Raw genomic sequence first — 21,239 nt, forward strand, 5'->3', positions numbered from 1 at the left:
ATAACAGTGGGGCTTTAGCCTCGCTGTTTAGTGACCTTTGGAGAAACTATGTCCGACGATATTTTTGATGCGATCATTGTAGGCGCTGGCCTAGCTGGTTCGGTTGCTGCACTGGTACTTGCCCGTGAAGGTGCTCAAGTTCTCCTAATTGAACGAGGAAACTACGCGGGCGGTAAAAACGTAACGGGTGGGCGAATGTATGCCCATAGTTTAGAACGGATCATTCCTGGGTTTACCCAAGACGCACCTATCGAACGCATGATCACCCGAGAAAAGCTGTCATTCATGACAGAAACTGGCGCTGTAACCGTCGATTTCCAAAATGCAGCTGAACAAAAACCAGAGGAAACCTCTTGGTCTGTGCTACGTGGCAAACTCGACCCATGGCTAGTTGAACAAGCTGAAAATGCTGGTGCACAGTGTATTACGGGGATTCGAGTTGATAAGTTAGTTGAACGCGATGGCAAGGTAGTTGGTGTTGAGGCTGATGGAGACGTACTTGAAGCTAAAGTGGTCATTTTAGCGGATGGCGTCAATTCACTGCTTGCCGAACAACTTGGTATGACAAAACGCGTCAGTGCGGAACATGTCGCGGTTGGAGTAAAAGAGCTTATTGAACTACCGAAAGATATCCTGGCTAACCGTTTTAATCTTAAAGAAAAAGAAGGTGTTGCATGGTTATTTGCAGGGGCTCCTACTGATGGCCTAATGGGAGGCGGCTTCCTATATACCAACGAAGATACGGTTTCTTTAGGTCTAGTTTGTGGTTTACACCACATAAAAGACGCCAAAAAGTCTGTTCCTCAAATGTTAGAAGACTTTAAGAATCACCCTGCCGTCGCCCCCCTAATTGAAGGCGGGAAAATGCTCGAATATGCCGCACACGTCGTCCCTGAAGCGGGTCTAAAAATGCAATCCGAATTGGTACGCGATGGTGTTTTAATTGCTGGTGATGCTGCGGGTATGTGTATGAACTTAGGCTTTACCATTCGCGGAATGGACTTAGCGGTCGCTTCAGGTGAAGCCGCGGCAAATGCAGTACTCAACGCGATGAAAAAAGAGGACTTTAGTAAACAAGGACTCTGTGAGTACCTCAAATTACTCAACGAAGGCCCTCTTCGAGATATGAACATGTACCAAAAAATGCCTGAATTTTTGGATAATCCACGCATGTTCTCTGCCTATCCAGAAATGGCTGTCGGTATTGCGAAAAAGCTATTCACTATTTCAGATGAAGCTCCTATCCCGCTGCGTAAGACCATGTTACAACACGCGAAAAAAGTGGGCTTTATGAATTTGCTCAAGGATGGAATCAAAGGAGTCAGAGCAATATGAGTAATCCAGTCAACGTTGATATCAAACTCGGTATTAATAAATTTAATGTCGATGAAGAAAACCCACATATTGTTGTGAAAGAGCATCCAGACATGCAGGTGCTTGAAACATTAACCAAAGCCTGCCCAGCAGGTTTGTATAAAAAACAAGAAGATGGTTCAGTTCGTTTCGACTATGCAGGCTGCCTTGAATGTGGCACTTGCCGTATTCTAGGCCTAGATAGTGCATTAGAAAAATGGGAATACCCACGCGGCACATTTGGCATTGAATTTCGTTACGGCTGATTATTTCGTATTACTCTCGAAGTGACATGCTTCGAGAGCTTTTGAGCGGTTATTTGCGCTGATACAGGGATGCATAATGAAACCAAAAAGTTTTGATGACATTCAATTTTCTTCCGTTCACCGGCGGATCATGCTGTGGGGTAGCGGTGGGCCTTTTCTGGATGGTTATGTGTTAGTCCTGATTGGCGTTGCTTTAGAACAACTTACCCCTGTATTAAGCTTAAGTAGCGAATGGATTGGCTTACTCGGAGCAGCAACACTTGCGGGTCTCTTCATAGGAACCTCCCTATTCGGCTATATTTGTGACCAAGTCGGTCGCCGCAAAATGTTCTTAATTGATATTGTTGCCATTGGTGCTATTTCTGTTGCGACCATGTTTGTCTCAACACCGATGGAGCTGCTCATCATGCGGTTCTTAATCGGGATAGTAATTGGTGCAGATTACCCGATTGCAACGTCAATGATCACCGAATTCTCTAATACCAAACAACGCGCATTTGCTGTCGGTTTTATTGCGGCAATGTGGTATGTGGGCGCAACCTGTGCCAATCTCGTCGGTTATATGCTGTATGACGTTCAAGATGGCTGGCGCTGGATGCTTGGCAGTGCAGTTATCCCCTGCATCGTCATTTTAATAGGCCGTTTTGATTTACCGGAGTCCCCTCTTTGGCTTATTCGTAAAGGCCGGGTCAAAGAGTGCGAAAAAATGATGGAAAAGCTGTTTGGCCAGCCCGTGGTATTCGAAGCTGAAGAACAACAAAAAACACATTTCCTCCAGTTATTCACTAAGCGCCATTTTTCTTTCGTTCTATTCACTGCCATTATTTGGACCTGCCAAGTGATCCCGATGTTTGCAATTTACACCTTTGGCCCACAAATTGTTGGCCAGCTCGGTTGGGATCAAGGGAAAAATGCCGCACTGGGTAACGTGGTTATCAGCTTATTCTTTATGTTAGGCTGCTTACCCGCGATGTATTGGCTAAATAAAATGGGACGGCGGCCACTATTGATTGGTAGTTTTGCCATTATGACTCTTGCACTGGCGATACTTGGGCTATTCTCAAACCTCGGTATTTGCCTTGTGATTATTATGTTTGGCATTTACGCATTCTTTTCAGGCGGTCCCGGTATTTTACAATGGCTCTATCCTAATGAACTATTCCCAACAGATATCCGTGCCTCTGCCGTTGGGGTAATTATGTCCATCAGCAGGATTGGAACCATTTTTTCAACATGGGCACTACCGCTATTTATCACTAAATACGGCGTCAGTTCGGTAGTGCTGATGGGGGCGGGTGTTTCACTTATAGGGTTGATTGTCTCAGTTCTATTTGCCCCCGAAACCAAAGGCTTAACCTTAGCGCAAACCTCAGTGATGGGTATTCGGCGTGGAAAGAAGTAAGAGAAGCAAGAGAAGTTACTACGATGAGCAATTATATCCAATACGCTAAATAGTTTGGGTTGTGGCTAGGCGGCAAGTGAATAAGACCCTAGGAGCATACAAAAGTATGTGACTAGGGCGAATGAACGCGGCCAACAACGCCACAGCGCAAAATATGACGCGTATTTAGTTGGTTGAGAATGGCATGATCTCATACCAAACCAGCAACCAAATAGTCACATAGGCAAAAATCGCGGCAATAATATCATCAATCATAATACCAAAACCGCCGCTGACTTTTCGGTCAAAAAACCGTATCGGCCATGGCTTCCACATGTCATAAATGCGGAAAATAAAGAATGCGGTGATGACCCACTCATAATCAACAACAGGGATCGCCATTAGCGTAATCCACATCCCGATAAATTCATCCCAAACAATACTGCCATGGTCATGAATTTTCATATCGTCGGAAGTGCGCTGGCAAATTAGGCAACCAATCCAAAAACCCACGACAATGAGTACCCACACACTCCAAATTGGCATATTTGCCATTAATAACCAAAAAGGTATCGCAGCAAGAGAGCCCATTGTGCCAGGTACAATAGGCGAAAGGCCACTACCAAACCCCGTAGCCAATAAGTGCCAAGGATTACGCATATTTAGCCGTTTTTTTGCTTCTGCTTTTTCTTGGCGACTTGCCATTCTATGCACCTTCCGAAACAAAATGATCGAAACCTTTTAGGTTTACATCAACTTCTTGGTTATTGCAAAAGTAGCTAATTCCTTCAGACTGCGGCTTAATTTGCCCGATACACGTAAAGCCTGATCCCGTATGCGCTAATGCCATCTCTAACGCCCCACGATTAATTTCAGGAACGGTAAAACAGAGTTCGTAATCTTCACCACCACTCAAAGACCATAAGCGCCCTTGCTCAATACTACAACTTTGTTTCAACGCTTCTGATTGAGGCAATGCATCTAAATTAATGCGTGCGCCACAACCACTCGCTTTCAAGATATGGTTAAGATCAGAAACTAAACCATCCGAAATATCAATTGCTGAAGAAGCAAGGTTTCTCAACGCTTGGCCTTGTAAAATACGTGGCTGCGGACGTAAATGACGCGCAATTAGCCATTCTTGATGTTCTACATTTTTAACATTCAGCTTATCTTGCAAAATAGCTAAGCCAGCTGCGCTATCACCTAGAGTACCCGTGACATAAATCCAATCACCATTGCGCGCCCCTGCGCGAGACATCGCCTTACCATTCGGTACTAAGCCATGAACCGTGTAGGTTAAACTCATTGGTCCGCGTGTTGTATCACCACCAATCAATTGCATTCCATAATAGTTAAGCTGTTCAAACAAACTATCACTAAAGGATTGCAACCAATCACAATCAACGCAAGGCAATGTAATTGCTAAAGAAACCCATGCAGGATCCGCCCCCATCGCCGCAAGGTCACTTAAATTAGAGGCTAATGATTTATAAGCAAGATCAGCTGGTGAAATGGTTGGTAGGAAGTGAATACCAGAAACAAGAGTGTCAGTGCTTACAGCAAGTTGCTGTTTTTCTGGAATGGTCATCAACGCACAGTCATCCCCAATACCGATATTAACATCACGTCGGTTAGTGGTTTGACGGTTAAAATAACGCGCGATGAGGTCAAATTCGCCATATGACATGGTAGATTTTCCGTTTTCGCTATATCTATTTTCGTTTGAGACGAAGCAAATAATTTACACCCTAATAATTCAATAATAGGTAAATAATGCATAATTGCTAACCTAAATAACGTATCTAATTGGCCACAATTATTTTTCGCTCACCTATCATTGAAATATCGCGAGCATATAAACACAAAGGTAGACTGGAACCCAGCCTACCTATTCATTACCGTAGTGCAACAGGAGGGAACCCTGGTATTATTATTTTTTACGGCGAACCGCAGGTGCAGCTTTATCTAATACACCGTTAACGAATTTATGGCTATCTTCTGCGCCAAAAACTTTCGCTAATTCAATACCTTCATTGATTGCAACTTTATAAGGTACATCTTCACGGAAACTTAATTCAAACATGGAGACACGTAAAATCGCTTTTTCTACCTGCCCTAACTCTTCGAGCTGACGAGATAAATAAGGCGCCATCAGTTGATCAAGTTTTGTCGCGTTGGTCGCAACACCTGATAACAGTTCACGAAAATAGTTTACGTCAACGTCTGACATGTCCTGTTCAGCAATAAACTCATATTCGACTTCAGCAATTGGATTGCCAGATAATTGCCATGAATAAATGGCCTGTACAGCACACTCACGAGCGCGGCGACGAGCAGCAGGTTTCACAAGATTCCCCTTAAATTTAAAAACTGTACACAAAAAACACTTGTTGCATTGCGTTATCTACACCATTGTGGCGAAAAAACGGCAACATAGAGCTAATTGTGTATTATTTGCCTTTGATGGCCTTAATTACATTAATCATTTCCAGTGCTGTCAGTGCAGCTTCAGCACCTTTATTACCTGCTTTAGTACCCGCACGTTCAATGGCTTGTTCGATATTTTCAGTGGTTAACACACCAAAAGTCACTGGCACTTCACTGTTCATCGCGACATGGGATAGGCCGGAGCTACATTCACCTGCAACATATTCAAAGTGAGCGGTACCGCCACGAATAACCGTACCTAATGCAATGACTGCATCGTATTTATTCGTTTCAACTAATGCTTTTGTGGTCAACGGCAGCTCATAAGCGCCTGGAACCCACACAATTGTAATGTTGTCATTTGAAACCTGACCAATGCGTTCTAACGCATCAACAGCACCTTCCAGCAGACTATCATTAATAAAGTTGTTAAAACGAGCGATAGCGATAGCAACACGCGCTTGTGGCGCAGCAACAACACCTTTAATTACGTTCATAGCCTTCCTCTAATATTAATTATAACCCGCGGGGCGCGGATTTTATCACATTCTTTCGTGTATCGTACGTATGATTTTCAAAAAAACCACTTACCATACGGGACGAAGCCTGACACGTAGGTCTGGCCCAACTTGTGTCACTTCTGTAAATTCAAACTTTGGCGCATCAATAAGGGCATTAAGCGGTGGGAAGTCCACTAGGCCTCGAGCGCTATTTCCTAATAATTTAGGCGCAATATAGACAATCAGCTCATCCACTAAACCTAACTTAAGCAATGAGCCTGCAAGTTTTGCCCCTGCCTCAACCCAAATGCTATTCACATTACGTTTAGCCAGTTGCATCATCAAAATGACGAGGTCAGTGCCGTTTTCATCTGCAGGAATAGCGATTTGCTCAACTTGCCCCTGCCATACTGCATTTTCATCTGGGTTTGAACGCACTAACCAACATTCGCCATCTAATTGAGTGACACGATGCTCAGAAGTCACTCGATTGTGGTTATCTAGCACAATACGGATGGGTTGACGGACTTGTTCTTCAGGGTAAATTTGCTGAATATTACTAGGTAATTCTTTCCAACGTACCGTTAAAGAAGGGTCATCGGCAACCACGGTGCTGCTGGTACTTAAGATAGCACTAGCCTCGGCTCGAAGAGCTTGCACATCTTTGCGAGCTGCGGGGCTGGTGATCCATTTACTTTCCCCAGTTCCAAGGGCGGTTTTGCCATCTAGTGAAGCGGCGAGTTTTAATTGAATATAGGGAAAGCCAGTACGCATACGTTTTAAGAAGCCGCGGTTAGCCGCTTCTGCATCATCTAATAAAACATTACTGCGCGTTTCAATTCCTGCTTGCGACAACATATACAAACCGCGGCCCGCAACTTGAGGGTTTGGGTCTTGCATGGCAGCGACGACTCGGCTTACACCTGCATTGATCAGCGCTTCTGCGCAAGGCGGGGTACGGCCGTGATGGCTACAAGGCTCAAGAGTGACATAAGCTGTTGCCCCTTGCGCTTTATCACCGGCCATTCTTAATGCGTGAACCTCAGCATGGGGTTCACCTGCTTTTTGGTGATACCCCTCACCAACAATGACACCATCACGCACAATCACGCACCCAACATTTGGATTAGGTGATGTGGTAAAACGCCCTTTTCGTGCCAATTCAAAGGCACGAGCCATATAAATGTTGTCTTGTTCAATCATTGGCGTTAATCCTGTAATTTAGCGATTTCTTCGCCAAACTCACGCACATCTTCAAAACTGCGATAAACAGAAGCAAAACGGATATAGGCAACTTTATCGAGCTTTTTCAGCTCATCCATAACCAAACCGCCAATTAATTTCGACGGAACTTCACGTTCCCCGGTTGCCCGAAGCTGGGATTTAATCGAAATAATAGCTTGTTCAATGGCATCAGAACTTACAGGTCGTTTTTCTAATGCCTTTTGCATACCCCGATTAAGCTTTTCTTCATCAAAAGGTTCGCGGATATCATCGCTTTTAATGACCCTAGGCATGACCAGTTCAGCAACTTCAAAGGTTGTGAAGCGCTCATGACAAAGTAAACATTGGCGGCGTCTACGGACTTGGGACCCTTCACCGACCAGACGCGAGTCAATAACTTTCGTATCTACAGCTGAGCAGAATGGGCAGTGCATAGCGTTTCCTGAATCTATTTAGGGGGAGGTAGTTTACCCTACTATGCAAGAAAAAACACCCTAGAAGATGTCTCCTAGGGTGTTCGTAACTCTTCATATTTCCCGTTGTAGGGGTGTTGGCATCGCTTATTAACCCTAGTCACATACTTTTGTATGCTCCTAGGGATATCGTTCACTTGCTGCCTACTCACAACACGAACTATTTTGAGTGCTAATTGACTTAGTTATTCATCGTTTTTAAAACTAAGGCAGTAATGACTCTTGGTCTGCGCCTTCTTTTTCGACTTTCGCTTGCATCAAGTGTTCACGTTTCATACCCATCTTCAGTGCTAATGCAGAAGCCACATAAATAGATGAGATAGTACCGATAGTTACACCGATTAACATAACCAATGAGAAGCCTTCCAGCATTGCACCGCCAAATAGGTACAGCATCAGAACCACTAATAATGTGGTGGCTGATGTCATGATGGTACGGCTCAATGTTTGCGTCAAAGAGACGTTCATGATTTCATATGGTGTACCACGGCGAATTTTACGGAAGTTCTCACGGATACGGTCTGATACAACGATACTGTCGTTCAGTGAGTAACCGATAACCGACATCAATGATGCCACGATAGTCATATCTATCTCAATATGGAACAGAGACAGAATTCCTAAAGTAATTATCACGTCATGCGCGAGTGACAATACCGCACCCGCAGCTAAGCGCCATTCAAAACGGAAGCCGACATAAATCAAGATACAAATCAACGCAGTTAACAGAGCCAAAGCCCCTGTTTGCGCCAACTCAGCACCGACACTCGGCCCAACGAATTCAATACGCTTAACGGTTGCTTTATCATCTACACTCTGGTTGATGATTGTGATAATTTCTTTCCCAACTTCTTGACCCGCAGTGCCTTCAATTGGCGGAATGCGGATCATGATGTCGCGGCTGCTACCAAAGTTTTGGATTAATGGATCTTTATGGTTCGAGTTAGACAAGCTATCACGAATTTTATCCAAATCAGCTGGCTGACTTAAGTTGATTTCAATGACCGTACCACCAGTGAAATCTAAGCCCCAGTTAAAACCTTTGACGCCAATAATCACAAAAGAAGCAATCAGTAATACGATAGAAATACTAAAGGCAACGTTGTCCCAGCGCATAAAGTCATAGACTTTACGACCATAGTTCAATTGTTCAACAGTATAATCCTGTGCCACAACGTGCTCCTTAAATTGACAGCTTGTTAATACGTTTACCGCCGTAAAGCAGGTTCACGATAGCACGTGTACCGACGATAGCTGTAAACATAGAGGTTGCGACACCAATCGCTGTCGTAATCGCAAAGCCTTTAATCGACCCAGTACCCACTGCATAAAGAATAATCGCAGTGATAAGTGTCGTTAAGTTTGCGTCTGTAATACTTGAGAAGGCGCCTTTATAGCCTTCATGAATCGCTTGCTGGACAGACCGCCCATTTCGCAGCTCTTCTTTTATCCGCTCATTGATAAGAACGTTCGCATCGACGGCAACCGCAAGGGTTAACACGATACCGGCTATACCTGGCATGGTGAGTGTCGCGCCCGGTAATAAGGACATTACACCAACAATTAACACCAAGTTTGCCAACAGCGCACTACTCGCAATCAAACCAAATTTACGATAGTAAATAATCATAAATAGGATAGAAGCTAACAGGCCTGCGATACAAGCTTTTAGCCCTTGCTCGATATTTTGCATACCCAGTGTTGGACCAATGGTTCGTTCTTCAACAATTTGGATTGGTGCAATCAACGCACCCGCACGTAACAGTAATGAAAGCTGGCGAGCTTCAGTGCCGTTAGTAATACCGGTAATACGGAATTTACTACCAAAACGCGCAGAAATACGTGCCGCATTGATGACTTTTTCATCTTTCACCAAAATTGAACGGCCTGTTGCGTCTTTTTTGCCACTGTCTTTGTATTCAACAAACAGCGTTGCCATCAGCTTGTCTTGGTTATCACGCGTAAAGTCAGACATGATAGAGCCACCAGCACTATCTAGGCTGATACTCACTTGTGGTTGACCATTTTCATCCGCTTCAGAGGTTGAATCGGTAATATGGTCACCCGTTAAGATCACACGCTTATATAATACGTAAGGCATGCCTTCACGGTCATATTTAACTTCTGAGTCACCTGGTACACGACCACTTTCTGCTGCTGAAGAATCGACTGAAGTATTCACCAAACGGAATTCTAATGTCGCTGTCGCACCTAAAATTTCTTTTGCGCGAGCGGTATCTTGAATACCCGGTAATTCAACGACAATTCGGTCAGCACCTTGGCGTTGAACAAGTGGCTCCGCAACACCTAATTGGTTTACACGGTTGCGAATAATAGTAATGTTCTGAGAAACAGCATAGTTACGTGCTTCACGTAAGCGCTCGTCGGTCATAACAGCAATCATAGTGTTATCGCTGCCATCACTAAAGACTAAGTCTGGGTATTTACGAGACAATGCTTTTTCAGCTTGGCTACGATCATCCGCGTTACGGAAGCGAACTTCCACGCTGTAATCATTGCCTTTACGAATAGAAGAGTACGCAATGCCTTCTTGACGCAGGTCATTACGCAAACCATCCATGTTTTGTTCCTGCAATTTACCTAATGCAGTGTCCATATCAACTTCCATCAGGAAGTGAACCCCACCACGCAGATCAAGACCAAGCTTCATCGGTTCACCACCGACAGCTTCAAGCCACTTAGGCGTTGCAGGTGCAAGGTTTAATGCAACAACATACTGGTCACCCAGTGCATTCATGATCACTTCACGCGCACGTAACTGAACATCAGAGTTGTTGAATCGGGCTAAAATCGCCCCATTTTCTAGAGAGATAGATTTACTCTCAATTTTATCGTCTTTTAACGATTTTTGGACTTGGATCAGCGTTTGTTCATTGGCGGCGGTTCCCCGCACGCCAGTGATCTGAACAGCCGGATCCTCACCATATAGGTTTGGAAGCGCATAAAGCAAACCGATGAGGATCGCACAGATCAACATCAGATACTTCCACAAAGGATAACGGTTTAGCACGGCAGTTCCCTTCGGGAGAATCAGAATTAAATTGCTTTCATTGTGCCTTTAGGTAAAACAGCAGCAACGAAATCACGTTTGATGGTTACTTCTGTGTTCTCACTCAGCTCAAGAACCACATAACCGGTTTCAGACACTTTAGTTACACGTCCGATTAAACCACCAGTTGTTAAAACTTCATCACCTTTAGTGATAGATTCCATCAATTTACGGTGTTCTTTCGCACGTTTTTGCTGTGGACGCAAAATCATGAAATAGAAGATCAGCGCGAAAACAACAAGCATGATAACCATCGTGTATGGACTACCTTGCGCTGGTGCACCTGCTGATGCCGCTGCTTCAGAAATAAAAAAACTCATTCAACTTTCCTCATTGTTTTATTGAAAGCAATTTTACATACAAAAAAGCTAAGTTTGATATGCTACACAGATTAGTGGCATTTCGCACTTAAATTCACTCGATATTTAATGAAGGTTCGGGTTTACCAATCTTTTGGTAAAAATCTTTAGCAAACTCTTCAAAATTCCCATTTTCAATAGCTTGGCGAATACCGGCCATCAAGCGTTGGTAATAACGTAAATTATGAATGGTATTGAGCCTTGCACCAAGAATTTCATTACATCTATCAAGGTGATGCAGGTAAGCACGGCTATAATGACGACAAGTATAGCAGTCACAATCAGCATCCAGTGTTGATGTGTCTGATTTATACTTAGCATTACGAATTTTTACCACGCCATTTGTCACAAATAAATGTCCATTTCGTGCATTTCGCGTTGGCATCACGCAATCGAACATATCAATACCGCGGCGAACACCTTCCACTAAGTCTTCCGGTTTTCCTACGCCCATTAAATAGCGTGGTTTTTCTGCCGGAATTTGCGGGCAAACATGTTCTAAAATACGGTGCATATCTTCTTTCGGTTCGCCTACGGCTAAGCCGCCTACAGCGTACCCATCAAAGCCGATTTCCACCAGCCCCTTAACTGAAATATCACGTAAATCTTCGTAAACACTGCCTTGAATGATACCAAACAGTGCATTTTTGTTGTTCAGTTCGTCAAAACGTTGACGGCTACGTGCAGCCCAACGCAGCGACATTTCCATTGATGTCTTTGCATAGTCCCAATCCGCAGGGTATGGCGTACATTCGTCAAAAATCATGACAATGTCTGAGCCGAGGTCATACTGGATTTCCATCGACTTTTCAGGGCTTAAGAAGACCTTTTCACCGTTGATAGGGTTACGGAAGTGCACACCTTCTTCTTTAATTTTACGCATCGCACCAAGGCTAAAGACCTGAAAACCACCTGAGTCGGTCAAAATTGGGCCTTGCCATTGCATAAAGTCATGGAGGTCGCCATGTAACTTCATGATTTCTTGACCTGGGCGTAACCACAGATGGAAAGTATTCCCCAATAAGATTTGCGCGCCAGTCTCTTTGACTTCTTCGGGAGTCATGCCTTTAACCGTACCGTAGGTTCCTACTGGCATAAATGCAGGGGTTTCCACCACGCCGCGCTCAAACACTAAGCGACCACGGCGTGCATTGCCATCGGTCGTCTGTAATTCGTATTTCACATTTGCCTCCTAGCAGCAGAAAAACAGTCTGTTGCTATCGATAATATTAATTTGCTAAGCAAGCAGCTGCTGCCACCGCTTAAAACTGATTACTCACCAATTTTCTCGGAACTGGCATGCGCATTCGGCGTGATGAACATCGCATCACCGTAACTAAAGAAACGGTATTTTTGTTCCACCGCTTCTTTATACGCATTCATGGTGTTTTTGTATCCAGCAAACGCAGAAACCAACATAATTAATGTAGATTCAGGTAAGTGGAAGTTGGTGATTAGCGCATCTATCACCTGATATTCATACCCAGGGTAAATAAAGATTTGGGTATCATCAAAAAATGGAGCAATTAAAGCACCTTGGCTCACTTTTGCGGCACTTTCTAGCGACCGAACAGACGTCGTTCCAACAGCAATAACGCGATTGCCTCGTGCTTTACAGGCTAAAACAGCGTCTACGACCTCTTGTGGCACTTCTGCATATTCCGAATGCATAATGTGATCTTCGATAGTATCAACACGCACAGGTTGAAAAGTACCGGCTCCCACATGCAATGTCACAAACGCCATTTCTACGCCTTTTTGGCGCAATGCTTCAAGTAACGGTTCATCAAAGTGCAAGCCTGCCGTTGGTGCTGCAACAGCACCCGGTTTTTCGCTATACACGGTTTGATAAAGTTCTTTATCTGACTCTTCATCAGGGCGATCGATATAAGGCGGCAGAGGCATATGACCAATTTGGTTTAGAATGCTTAATACATCACGTTCATCGTCGAAACGTAGTTCAAACAATGCACCATGACGCGCAACCATCGTTGCCTTCACGCTTTCATCTTCGCCTAGCAGTAATTCAGCCCCTTCTTTTGGTGCTTTTGATGCCCTAACATGAGCAAGTACGCGGTGTTCATCCAACATACGCTCAATCAAAACTTCAATTTTACCGCCGCTAACTTTACGCCCAAATAACCGTGCAGGGATCACGCGAGTGTTATTGAACACCAGCAAGTCACCGCGCTCCAATTTTTCTAGAATATCGGTAAAAACACCATGCGTGAGCTGCCCTGAGCCACCATCTAAGCTTAATAAGCGGCAAGCGCTACGCTCAGCCTGTGGATAATGGGCAATTAGTTCTTCAGGTAATTCAAAAGTAAAATCAGAAACACGCATTGTATTGACATCAATCTAAAAAAACAGGCGACTAGTCTAGTGCCGCACCGACTTTGGCGCAAGAAATAAGCGCAAAATCGCACAAAAAAACACCATTATTTAACAAATATTTTGTTAGTAAAAAATTCTGTACGCTATTTATCCATTCAAAGAATGAATTATTTCAATTTTACTCAACTTTTATGACACATTAATTTCCGTCTTTTTTCTTTTTCTTTTTCTTTTTCTTTTTCTTTTTCTTTTTCTTTTTCTTTTTCTACTAAATAAATATACCCCATGAATTTCGAATTAGAGCAAGGCAGCAAGCAAATTGATCCCTAGGAGCATACATCAGTATGTGACTAGGGTCGGTTTGTGCAGCTAACACGGCTATAATTTGAAAGGCATCGGGTATATCATAGGAGGATGAATTACCTAGCTCACCTCCACCTGGCCCACCTCGCTGACAGCTCCTTGCTCGGCAACATCATGGCTGACTACGTCCGCGGTAACCCTACGGGCCTTTATTCATCCGACATTGTCTCTGGTATCTTTATGCATCGAGCCGTCGACCGCATTACAGATACCCACCCTTTAGTCAAAGAAGCTAAACTACTGTTTCGCGAGGAATACCGTCGGGTCGCTCCTATTACATTAGATTTAGTTTGGGACCATTTTTTATCTTTGCATTGGTCAACTATTGAGCCATCAATACCGCTAGCGGACTTTGTACGGGACTGCCGAAAAATAATTGAGCCTCAGCTTTGTCATACCCCTGAAAAGTTTCAGGAGCTAAATGAATATCTTTGGCCCCAACAGTGGCTGATACACTACGCAGATAAGAATTATATTGGAAAATCACTCAATGGAATGGCAAAACGGCGCCCCAAGCTCAGTGCGTTAAGTGGTTCATTTAACGACTTTTTATTGCAGTATGATGCGTTGGAAAATATTTTTTTTCAATTTTACCCACAAATGATGGCCAATGCGCTGCAACATTTTTTTGTACAGAGTGTCACAATTAACACAAAGGAATAAATTAAAGCTTGCACTTTAGTGGAATAAAACTATCTTATTGATATTAATTTGATAAACCAGTATTATTGATAGTCAAAACCTATCACAATAATCGGTTTAAATGTCTTTATTATCAAAAGATATTTTTCTATTCTTTTAGAAGTCTATGTCCACATTATTTATCAGTGATTAAATCATCGGTGATAAATAGACAGGACAAAAAACTTTAATTCAAACTCATAGGAGTAAATTATGGTTCTGGTAACACGTCAAGCCCCTGACTTTACTGCTGCAGCTGTTTTAGGTAATGGTGAAATTGTTGATAACTTCAACCTGAAAACCCACCTGAACGGCCGTCCAGCTGTGATCTTCTTCTGGCCAATGGACTTTACTTTCGTTTGTCCGTCAGAACTGATCGCATTCGACCACCGCTACGAAGAATTCAAAAAACGTGGCGTAGAAGTTGTTGGTGTTTCTTTTGACTCTGAGTTTGTTCATAACGCATGGCGTAAAACACCTGTCGATAACGGCGGTATTGGTGAAGTTAAATACCCAATGGTTGCTGATATCAAACGTGAAATCATCAAAGCTTACGGTATCGAACACCCAGATGCAGGCGTTGCACTGCGTGGTTCTTTCCTCGTTGACAAAAACGGCGTTGTCCGTCACCAAGTCGTTAATGACCTGCCATTAGGCCGTAACATTGACGAAATGCTGCGTATGGTTGACGCGCTGCAATTCCACGAAGAGCACGGTGATGTTTGCCCAGCTCAGTGGGAAAAAGGCCAAGAAGGTATGAATGCATCTCCAAAAGGCGTTGCTGACTACCTGACTAAAAACTCTGCAAAACTGTAATTCGTTACGCGAGTTTTTGAAAAGCGGGCATTAGGCCCGCTTTTTACTTTTTGTGAACCAAGTCTATCTTTTCTCTTCCTACTCGCAATTATTCCACTCAGTTAACAATTCTTAACTCAAATACTCAATGTTTTGTATTATTGTGTGCTATACATTAAAAACACAAATAATTAACAAATTATTCATATTGAATATTTGTGCAATAGAACACCTCAATTAACCTTAACTGGGAGATACGAATGATAAAAACATCATTACGCCCTGCGGTTCTACTTCTTTCCTTATTCCTTACCAGTCAACTATATGCCGCCTCCGAACCTGCGGTTGAAGCGAAAAAAGGCATGGTTGTTTCTTCCCAACACTTAGCATCACAAATTGGAGCGGATATTCTAAAGTCAGGCGGCAATGCCATTGATGCAGCGGTTGCGGTAGGGTATGCACAAGCGGTTGTTAACCCTTGTTGTGGCAATATCGGTGGTGGTGGCTTTATGACCATTCACCTAGCAGATGGCAAAGATTTATTCATCAACTTTAGAGAAACTGCCCCCGGTGCCGCTAGCGCAGATATGTATCTAGATAAAGATGGTCAGCTTATCAAAGATGCCAGCTTGTATGGCTACCTCGCATCTGGCGTACCCGGAACAGTCAAAGGCCTCGATTATGCCTTAGAAAAATATGGTACGATGAGCCGCCAGCAGGTGATGGCTCCTGCTATCAAATTAGCAAGGGAAGGTTTTACTCTAACCCGTGCAGATACCGATGTTCTCGACACCACAACAGAACGTTTTAAACAAGACCCAGAAGTCGCGCGTATCTTCTTAAAACCAGATGGCAGTGCCTTCCAACCAGGCGACTTATTAGTCCAAACCGATTTAGCTAACACACTAGAAAAAATTGCCAAAAATGGCCCATCGGCCTTTTATGAAGGAGAAATCCCCAAAATTGTTGAAGAAGCGTCCAAGAAAAATGGCGGGATTTTGACAGCAAAAGATTTTGCGGATTTTACCATCACAGATACAGCGCCAGTGAGCTGCACCTATAGAGGATATCAATTTATTTCAGCACCACCTCCTAGTTCAGGCGGGGTAACTATCTGCCAAACGCTTAATATCTTAGAAGGGTATGACCTCAAAGAAATGGGCTTTAACTCTGCGGACTATATTCATACTCTTACAGAAGCAATGCGCCATGCTTACATGGATAGAAATACCTTCTTAGGTGACCCTAAATTTGTCGATAACCCGACGGAAAAATTACTGAGTAAAGCCTATGCGGAAGAGTTACGTAAAGAAATCAAACCCAACCAAGCAACGCCATCAACCCAAGTTCAACCGGGAATAGGGCCACACGAAAAACCAGAGACAACGCATTACTCTGTAGTAGATGAAAAAGGAAATGCTGTTTCAACGACTTACACGATTAATGGCCGGTTTGGTTCCGTCGTTATCCCTCCGGGGACAGGGTTCTTCTTAAACGATGAAATGGATGATTTCACCACGAAGGTCGGCGAGAAGAATTTATATGGCTTAGTACAAGGGGAACGCAACTCTATTGCACCGGGTAAACGCCCATTATCATCCATGAGCCCGACTATCGTGACGAAAGATGGCAAGGTATTTTTAGTTCTTGGTTCACCGGGAGGCTCACGGATTATTTCAATTACGCTGCAAACCGCTTTAAATATTATCGACTATGGTATGCCGCCACAAGAAGCGGTTAATGCACCACGCATTCACCACCAGTGGCTCCCTGACGAGGTTTATTATGAGCAAAGAGGCGTTTCTAAAGACACCTTAGTGCTGCTGGACAAAATGGGATACAAGATGGTTGAACAAACACCATGGGGTGCCGCTGAGTTGATTATGGTCGCGATCCCAGAAGGCGCGGGCGTCAGTGCTAAATCATCTGGTAATGATTCAGCTGTATCTGGAAAAGTACGCGAAGGCTTTATTTATGGCTCTAACGATGTACGCCGTCCAGCAGGTAGTGCAGTTGGGGTTGATTAACGGGCAAATAAAATAGAAATAGAAAAAAAGGAGCTATTCAGCTCCTTTTTTAATAATATCAAACAATTAAGCTTGTTTATGTTGTACTGATGGCGATACCAACTTATCGCATAAAATCGCAATAACCATCACAACAATAGTGGGTAATACCCAGACTAAATCTTGTTTATACAGTGGCATTGCGGTCATCCATTCAGGGATATAACCTTTAAGATGATCTGACGCTTTTACCGCACCAATTAAACCAACCACAAAACTGACTAACATTGTCGGTGCAATCACTATCGTAGGGTTTTTCCACCACTTCAAAGTAAAGCTTAATAAAATTAATACGATACAAGGTGGATAAATTGAAACTAGCACCGGTAATGAGAAGGCGATTAGCTTACTTAAACCTAAGTTTGAGATCACCATAGAGAACACACCCAGGATCAGCACCAGTTTACGGTAAGAGATCGGTACATAGCGGCTAAAGAACTCTGCACAAGCACACGTTAAGCCTACAGCCGTTACCATACAAGCAACAAAGATTAATACCGCAAGGAAGAAGCTACCATAATTACCAAAAGTATATTGGACATAGGTATGTAAAATATCAGCGCCATCCGCAGGGTTTGGAATTAACGAACCACTATTCTCACCTAACTTAAACAGTGACAAATAGACCAGCGTTAATAATACCCCTGCAATTAACCCTGCCCACATAGTATAACGGGTTAATAATGAAGAATTTTCGATACCCCTTGAACGCGCAGCATTAACAATAACGATACCAAATACCATCGCACCGAGGGTATCCATTGTCAGGTAACCATTGATAAAGCCGTTCGAGAAAGCCATCTCACGGTATTCTATTGTAGAAGGGATCGGGTCCCCCGCTGGCCACATAACAGCCGCAATACCCAAAATAGCCAGAGCTAACATTTTTACAGGCGCTAAAATGTGCCCAACGCTATCGAGCAATTTTCCTGGGTATAATGAAATACCGATAACGAGAACGAAGTAAACCACGCTGTAGATCAGTAACAGCAAATCGGACTCACCACCGAATAAAGGTGCGATGCCGACTTTATAGGACACAGTTGCCGTTCTTGGTGTGGCAAATAGTGGCCCTACCGACAAATAAGCAACAACAGCCAATAGTAGCCCTGCAGTTTTGCCGACAGGCGTACTGAGCGCTTCAATGCCCCCACCTACTTTAGCCAGCGCAATAACCGTTAAAACAGGTAGACCCACACCAGTAACCAAAAAACCTAGTGCGGCAGTCCAAACTTGCTCCCCTGCCTGCAAACCAACCATAGGGGGAAAGATAATGTTCCCTGCCCCGACGAATAACGCAAAAGTCATAAAGCCTAATGCGATGATATCTCTTGATGATAAACGATGAGCCATATTATGTTATTTTTAAGTGACAAAATAGAAAATTATGGGTTTACACTTAGCAACCCTTTGAAATATATATAGCGAGATAGAATTCTGATAAACATACTGTTAACAATATAAAAAAGTATATTTGCTTGCATCATACGAAATGAAAAGTCAAAAAACAGAAAAATTCGCCAATAACTGACAACAAGTAGAACTTTTATAGGGCAAAAAGGCAATAGCAAACCGAAAAACAAGAATAAATAACTAAACTAATTTTCAGAACTAGTGATTACTTTCAGTAAAATCCCAATACTCGTTATATGCCTTGCTCGAAAAATGAACAACTCATCTTTTTCTGGTGATTATAATTGATTATTTAACAGAGCATATAATTAACATGATGGCAATTATCAGCATTAAATATATATATTTTGAATGGAACACATAAATGCATTGATAAATAGAAATAATCCACTTCATTAATACCTTGATTATATTAATAAAGTGGATTTATTTACTCACTTTTAAGTTTTTTATCATCAACAATTAGCACTGGCGGTAAAGTAAATGAAAACTCACTACCTTTACCTAACTGGCTTGTCACCACCAATTGGCTGCTATGATGTTGTAATGCATGTTTAACAATAGCTAACCCAAGGCCAGTACCTCCACCGCCTTGGCGAGAGCGCGCTTTATCTACCCGATAAAAACGTTCCGTTAAACGAGGGATATGCTCTGCAGGTATCCCTTGCCCGTTATCTCTCACACTAAAGCGAGCCCCTTGCCCACTTCTTTGCCAATCAACCCAAATTTTTGTGCCCTCAGGCGTATGGCTAATCGCGTTATAGACTAAATTTGCCACTGCACTTCGTAATTGTTCTTCATTACCATGGACACGCAATTTTTCATCAACATGAAATTCAAACTGGTGGCGCCCTTGGCTTAAACTGAGTGCTTCTTGTTCAATCATTTTGAGAGTAACAGGGATATTCACTTGCTCATCAAGGTTAATTTGAGGAGCAACTTCGATACGTGACAACTGCAAAAGCTGTTTAACTAAGTTATCCATACGGTGCGTTTGTTCTTGCATGACATGCAGTGCTTTCTTATTAACCGCAGTCACGTTTTCTTGGTCGTCCATCACCTCAAGATAACCTTGAATAACCGTAAGAGGCGTCCGTAATTCGTGGCTCACATTTGCAAAGAAGTCCCTACGCGCCTTTTCCAAACGACGTTTTTCTGTCACATCCCGCGCAACCATCAATAACTGCCCTTCGGTATACGGCAAGATACGAAACTCAACGATTTCACCACTATTGAGCTCAATAGTTAGCGCTTGGTCATAACGTTTAATGGTGAAGTAGCGGCTAAAGTCTGGGTAACGTAATAAATTAAAAATATGCTGTCCGTTATCTTCAGGCCAACGAAAGCCGAGTAAAGCCTGAGCATGGCGATTACACCAAAAGATATTCCCTTCGGTTGTCATCATTACGACGGCATCAGGTAGTGATTCTGCACCACTACGAAACCGTTTAATTAACTGACCTAATTCACGACGGCGTTTTCGATTACGTTGCTGCATCTGGTAGATACCATAAAATATCGGTTCCCACCCACCTCGCCCTTCGGGGGGGAGCATACTTCTATCTAACCATAACCAGTAAGAAAGCTTGAGCAAGTTATACCCATGCCATATCAGTGCAGCAAGTAGCGAGATCACTAATAGCCACGCTAGGTGGCCAATAAAAACCGATAAGATAAGGGCGGGTAAGATAAATAAAAACAGCCCCCAAATCAGCTGCTTAATCGATAAACGTTCAAGCACGCATGGCTCTCCCTTTGTGGTCTTTAGTAACGGACAGAAAAACGATAACCTGTACCACGTACAGTTTGCACCATTTTATCATGGCCTTCCGTCTCTAGTGCCTTTCTTAGCCGCCGAATATGCACGTCAACAGTTCTATCCTCCACATACACATTGGCACCCCATACATAGTTCAATAGCTGTTCTCTACTATATACGCGTTCAGGGTGAGTCATAAAGAAATGGAGTAATTTATATTCAGTTGGGCCCATATCGATAGGGATTTCATTGCTGGTGACACGATGAGAGGTAGGGTCTAACATTAACCCATTCATTTCAATAATGTCTTCCGTCGCCATTGGGGAGATACGACGTAAGATTGCTTTTACCCGAGCAATTAATTCCTTCGGTGAAAATGGCTTAATAAGATAGTCATCCGCGCCAACTTCCAAACCTTTTACGCGGTCTTCTTCTTCTCCTCGTGCAGTTAACATCATGACAGGAACGTCACGTGTTGCGCTATCACGTTTCATATGTTTAATGACTTGGATCCCAGAGCCACCGGGGATCATCCAATCCAGTAGTACGAGGTCAGGTAGCGGGTCAACGAGTTGTGCAATCGCACTGTCATAATCATCAGCTTCAATAGGCTGAAAACCATTCTGTTCTAATACAAAACAAACCATTTCTCGGATGGGCGCTTCATCTTCAACAACTAGAATGCGTCTTGCCATGATTGTTCCTGTAAAATTAAGAAGACATTTAAAATGTGAAAGCATTATGCGTCACTTTTATGACAGAATTATGAATA

General features: G+C 43.2%; 20 protein-coding genes. 6 read left to right on the plus strand and 14 right to left on the minus strand.

All coding sequences use genetic code 11. The features are described 5' to 3' along the window. The first annotated feature begins 48 nt into the window (after positions 1-48). From fixC to PR809_RS19050, 3 genes are all read left to right on the plus strand, one after another. Positions 49-1,335: an FAD-dependent oxidoreductase FixC gene (fixC, locus tag PR809_RS19040; protein ID WP_166266687.1), complete on the plus strand. Its 1,287-nt coding sequence runs from the start codon at positions 49-51 to the stop codon at positions 1,333-1,335. Then, positions 1,332-1,619 carry a ferredoxin-like protein FixX gene (fixX, locus tag PR809_RS19045; RefSeq protein WP_102139020.1) on the plus strand — a complete coding sequence of 96 codons (288 nt, stop codon included), beginning with the start codon at positions 1,332-1,334 and terminating at the stop codon, positions 1,617-1,619. The genes fixC and fixX overlap by 4 nt, the downstream gene beginning before the upstream one ends. A gap of 76 nt (positions 1,620-1,695) precedes the next feature. Then, positions 1,696-3,021 (plus strand): MFS transporter, encoded by a 1,326-nt coding sequence (locus PR809_RS19050; RefSeq protein ID WP_241098700.1) that lies wholly within the window; start codon positions 1,696-1,698, stop codon positions 3,019-3,021. A gap of 165 nt (positions 3,022-3,186) precedes the next feature. Here the strand turns inward: PR809_RS19050 and pgpA are convergent, their stop codons facing one another. From pgpA to queA, 11 genes are all read right to left on the minus strand, one after another. After that, on the minus strand, positions 3,187-3,705 hold the full coding sequence (gene pgpA / locus PR809_RS19055; RefSeq protein ID WP_102139017.1) for a phosphatidylglycerophosphatase A: 519 nt from the start codon (positions 3,703-3,705) through the stop codon (positions 3,187-3,189). Between the two features lies 1 nt (position 3,706). Continuing rightward, positions 3,707-4,690, minus strand: coding sequence for a thiamine-phosphate kinase (gene thiL / locus PR809_RS19060; protein WP_181490045.1), 984 nt, complete (start codon positions 4,688-4,690; stop codon positions 3,707-3,709). A 243-nt stretch (positions 4,691-4,933) separates the two neighbouring features. After that, positions 4,934-5,350, minus strand: coding sequence for a transcription antitermination factor NusB (gene nusB / locus PR809_RS19065; RefSeq protein ID WP_036958557.1), 417 nt, complete (start codon positions 5,348-5,350; stop codon positions 4,934-4,936). A gap of 103 nt (positions 5,351-5,453) precedes the next feature. Further along, positions 5,454-5,927 carry a 6,7-dimethyl-8-ribityllumazine synthase gene (gene ribH / locus PR809_RS19070; RefSeq protein ID WP_004905531.1) on the minus strand — a complete coding sequence of 158 codons (474 nt, stop codon included), beginning with the start codon at positions 5,925-5,927 and terminating at the stop codon, positions 5,454-5,456. Positions 5,928-6,017: 90 nt separating this feature from the next. Then, entirely contained in the window at positions 6,018-7,133 is a 1,116-nt protein-coding gene (gene ribD / locus PR809_RS19075) for a bifunctional diaminohydroxyphosphoribosylaminopyrimidine deaminase/5-amino-6-(5-phosphoribosylamino)uracil reductase RibD (RefSeq protein WP_102139015.1), read from the minus strand. A gap of 5 nt (positions 7,134-7,138) precedes the next feature. After that, positions 7,139-7,588: a transcriptional regulator NrdR gene (gene nrdR / locus PR809_RS19080; RefSeq protein WP_125891953.1), complete on the minus strand. Its 450-nt coding sequence runs from the start codon at positions 7,586-7,588 to the stop codon at positions 7,139-7,141. A 243-nt stretch (positions 7,589-7,831) separates the two neighbouring features. Continuing rightward, positions 7,832-8,800 carry a protein translocase subunit SecF gene (secF, locus tag PR809_RS19085; protein ID WP_195698213.1) on the minus strand — a complete coding sequence of 323 codons (969 nt, stop codon included), beginning with the start codon at positions 8,798-8,800 and terminating at the stop codon, positions 7,832-7,834. Positions 8,801-8,810: 10 nt separating this feature from the next. Next, positions 8,811-10,658: a protein translocase subunit SecD gene (gene secD / locus PR809_RS19090; protein WP_166266681.1), complete on the minus strand. Its 1,848-nt coding sequence runs from the start codon at positions 10,656-10,658 to the stop codon at positions 8,811-8,813. Between the two features lie 26 nt (positions 10,659-10,684). Then, positions 10,685-11,017 (minus strand): preprotein translocase subunit YajC, encoded by a 333-nt coding sequence (gene yajC / locus PR809_RS19095; protein WP_004905542.1) that lies wholly within the window; start codon positions 11,015-11,017, stop codon positions 10,685-10,687. Positions 11,018-11,111: 94 nt separating this feature from the next. Continuing rightward, complete coding sequence (gene tgt / locus PR809_RS19100) at positions 11,112-12,239, minus strand: tRNA guanosine(34) transglycosylase Tgt (RefSeq protein ID WP_102139012.1); 1,128 nt, start codon at positions 12,237-12,239, stop codon at positions 11,112-11,114. An 89-nt stretch (positions 12,240-12,328) separates the two neighbouring features. Next, positions 12,329-13,399, minus strand: a complete 1,071-nt coding sequence (queA, locus tag PR809_RS19105) for a tRNA preQ1(34) S-adenosylmethionine ribosyltransferase-isomerase QueA (protein ID WP_102139011.1) — start codon at positions 13,397-13,399, stop codon at positions 12,329-12,331. 405 nt (positions 13,400-13,804) lie between these two features. Between queA and PR809_RS19110 the strand changes: the two genes are divergently transcribed. The 3 genes from PR809_RS19110 (at position 13,805) to ggt (ending at position 17,256) form a co-directional block, all read left to right on the plus strand. Continuing rightward, complete coding sequence (locus tag PR809_RS19110) at positions 13,805-14,416, plus strand: acyl carrier protein phosphodiesterase (protein ID WP_166266679.1); 612 nt, start codon at positions 13,805-13,807, stop codon at positions 14,414-14,416. Positions 14,417-14,647: 231 nt separating this feature from the next. Continuing rightward, positions 14,648-15,250, plus strand: coding sequence for a peroxiredoxin C (locus PR809_RS19115; protein WP_004905550.1), 603 nt, complete (start codon positions 14,648-14,650; stop codon positions 15,248-15,250). A 239-nt stretch (positions 15,251-15,489) separates the two neighbouring features. After that, a complete protein-coding gene (gene ggt / locus PR809_RS19120; RefSeq protein WP_206276472.1) occupies positions 15,490-17,256 on the plus strand; it encodes a gamma-glutamyltransferase in 1,767 nt (588 codons plus the stop codon). A gap of 66 nt (positions 17,257-17,322) precedes the next feature. Here ggt and brnQ read toward each other — a convergent pair whose 3' ends face one another. From brnQ to phoB, 3 genes are all read right to left on the minus strand, one after another. Then, on the minus strand, positions 17,323-18,648 hold the full coding sequence (gene brnQ / locus PR809_RS19125) for a branched-chain amino acid transport system II carrier protein (protein WP_206276471.1): 1,326 nt from the start codon (positions 18,646-18,648) through the stop codon (positions 17,323-17,325). A 490-nt stretch (positions 18,649-19,138) separates the two neighbouring features. Then, positions 19,139-20,449 carry a phosphate regulon sensor histidine kinase PhoR gene (phoR, locus tag PR809_RS19130; RefSeq protein ID WP_102139007.1) on the minus strand — a complete coding sequence of 437 codons (1,311 nt, stop codon included), beginning with the start codon at positions 20,447-20,449 and terminating at the stop codon, positions 19,139-19,141. 23 nt (positions 20,450-20,472) lie between these two features. Further along, positions 20,473-21,162 (minus strand): phosphate regulon transcriptional regulator PhoB, encoded by a 690-nt coding sequence (phoB, locus tag PR809_RS19135; protein ID WP_102139006.1) that lies wholly within the window; start codon positions 21,160-21,162, stop codon positions 20,473-20,475. Positions 21,163-21,239: the final 77 nt, after the last annotated feature.

Source organism: Providencia sp. PROV201 (genome assembly GCF_028479545.1).
Taxonomy (GTDB): Bacteria; Pseudomonadota; Gammaproteobacteria; order Enterobacterales; family Enterobacteriaceae; genus Providencia; species Providencia huaxiensis.

Excerpts from the sequence above, each read along its gene's own strand:
- fixC (WP_166266687.1), top strand. The coding sequence starts at position 49 with ATGTCCGACGATATTTTTGATGCGATCATTGTAGGCGCTGGCCTAGCT.
- pgpA (WP_102139017.1), bottom strand. The coding sequence starts at position 3,705 with ATGGCAAGTCGCCAAGAAAAAGCAGAAGCAAAAAAACGGCTAAATATG.
- ggt (WP_206276472.1), top strand. The coding sequence starts at position 15,490 with ATGATAAAAACATCATTACGCCCTGCGGTTCTACTTCTTTCCTTATTC.
- PR809_RS19050 (WP_241098700.1), top strand. The coding sequence starts at position 1,696 with ATGAAACCAAAAAGTTTTGATGACATTCAATTTTCTTCCGTTCACCGG.
- phoB (WP_102139006.1), bottom strand. The coding sequence starts at position 21,162 with ATGGCAAGACGCATTCTAGTTGTTGAAGATGAAGCGCCCATCCGAGAA.
- queA (WP_102139011.1), bottom strand. The coding sequence starts at position 13,399 with ATGCGTGTTTCTGATTTTACTTTTGAATTACCTGAAGAACTAATTGCC.
- yajC (WP_004905542.1), bottom strand. The coding sequence starts at position 11,017 with ATGAGTTTTTTTATTTCTGAAGCAGCGGCATCAGCAGGTGCACCAGCG.
- nrdR (WP_125891953.1), bottom strand. The coding sequence starts at position 7,588 with ATGCACTGCCCATTCTGCTCAGCTGTAGATACGAAAGTTATTGACTCG.
- brnQ (WP_206276471.1), bottom strand. The coding sequence starts at position 18,648 with ATGGCTCATCGTTTATCATCAAGAGATATCATCGCATTAGGCTTTATG.
- ribD (WP_102139015.1), bottom strand. The coding sequence starts at position 7,133 with ATGATTGAACAAGACAACATTTATATGGCTCGTGCCTTTGAATTGGCA.
- ribH (WP_004905531.1), bottom strand. The coding sequence starts at position 5,927 with ATGAACGTAATTAAAGGTGTTGTTGCTGCGCCACAAGCGCGTGTTGCT.
- thiL (WP_181490045.1), bottom strand. The coding sequence starts at position 4,690 with ATGTCATATGGCGAATTTGACCTCATCGCGCGTTATTTTAACCGTCAA.
- PR809_RS19115 (WP_004905550.1), top strand. The coding sequence starts at position 14,648 with ATGGTTCTGGTAACACGTCAAGCCCCTGACTTTACTGCTGCAGCTGTT.
- fixX (WP_102139020.1), top strand. The coding sequence starts at position 1,332 with ATGAGTAATCCAGTCAACGTTGATATCAAACTCGGTATTAATAAATTT.
- PR809_RS19110 (WP_166266679.1), top strand. The coding sequence starts at position 13,805 with ATGAATTACCTAGCTCACCTCCACCTGGCCCACCTCGCTGACAGCTCC.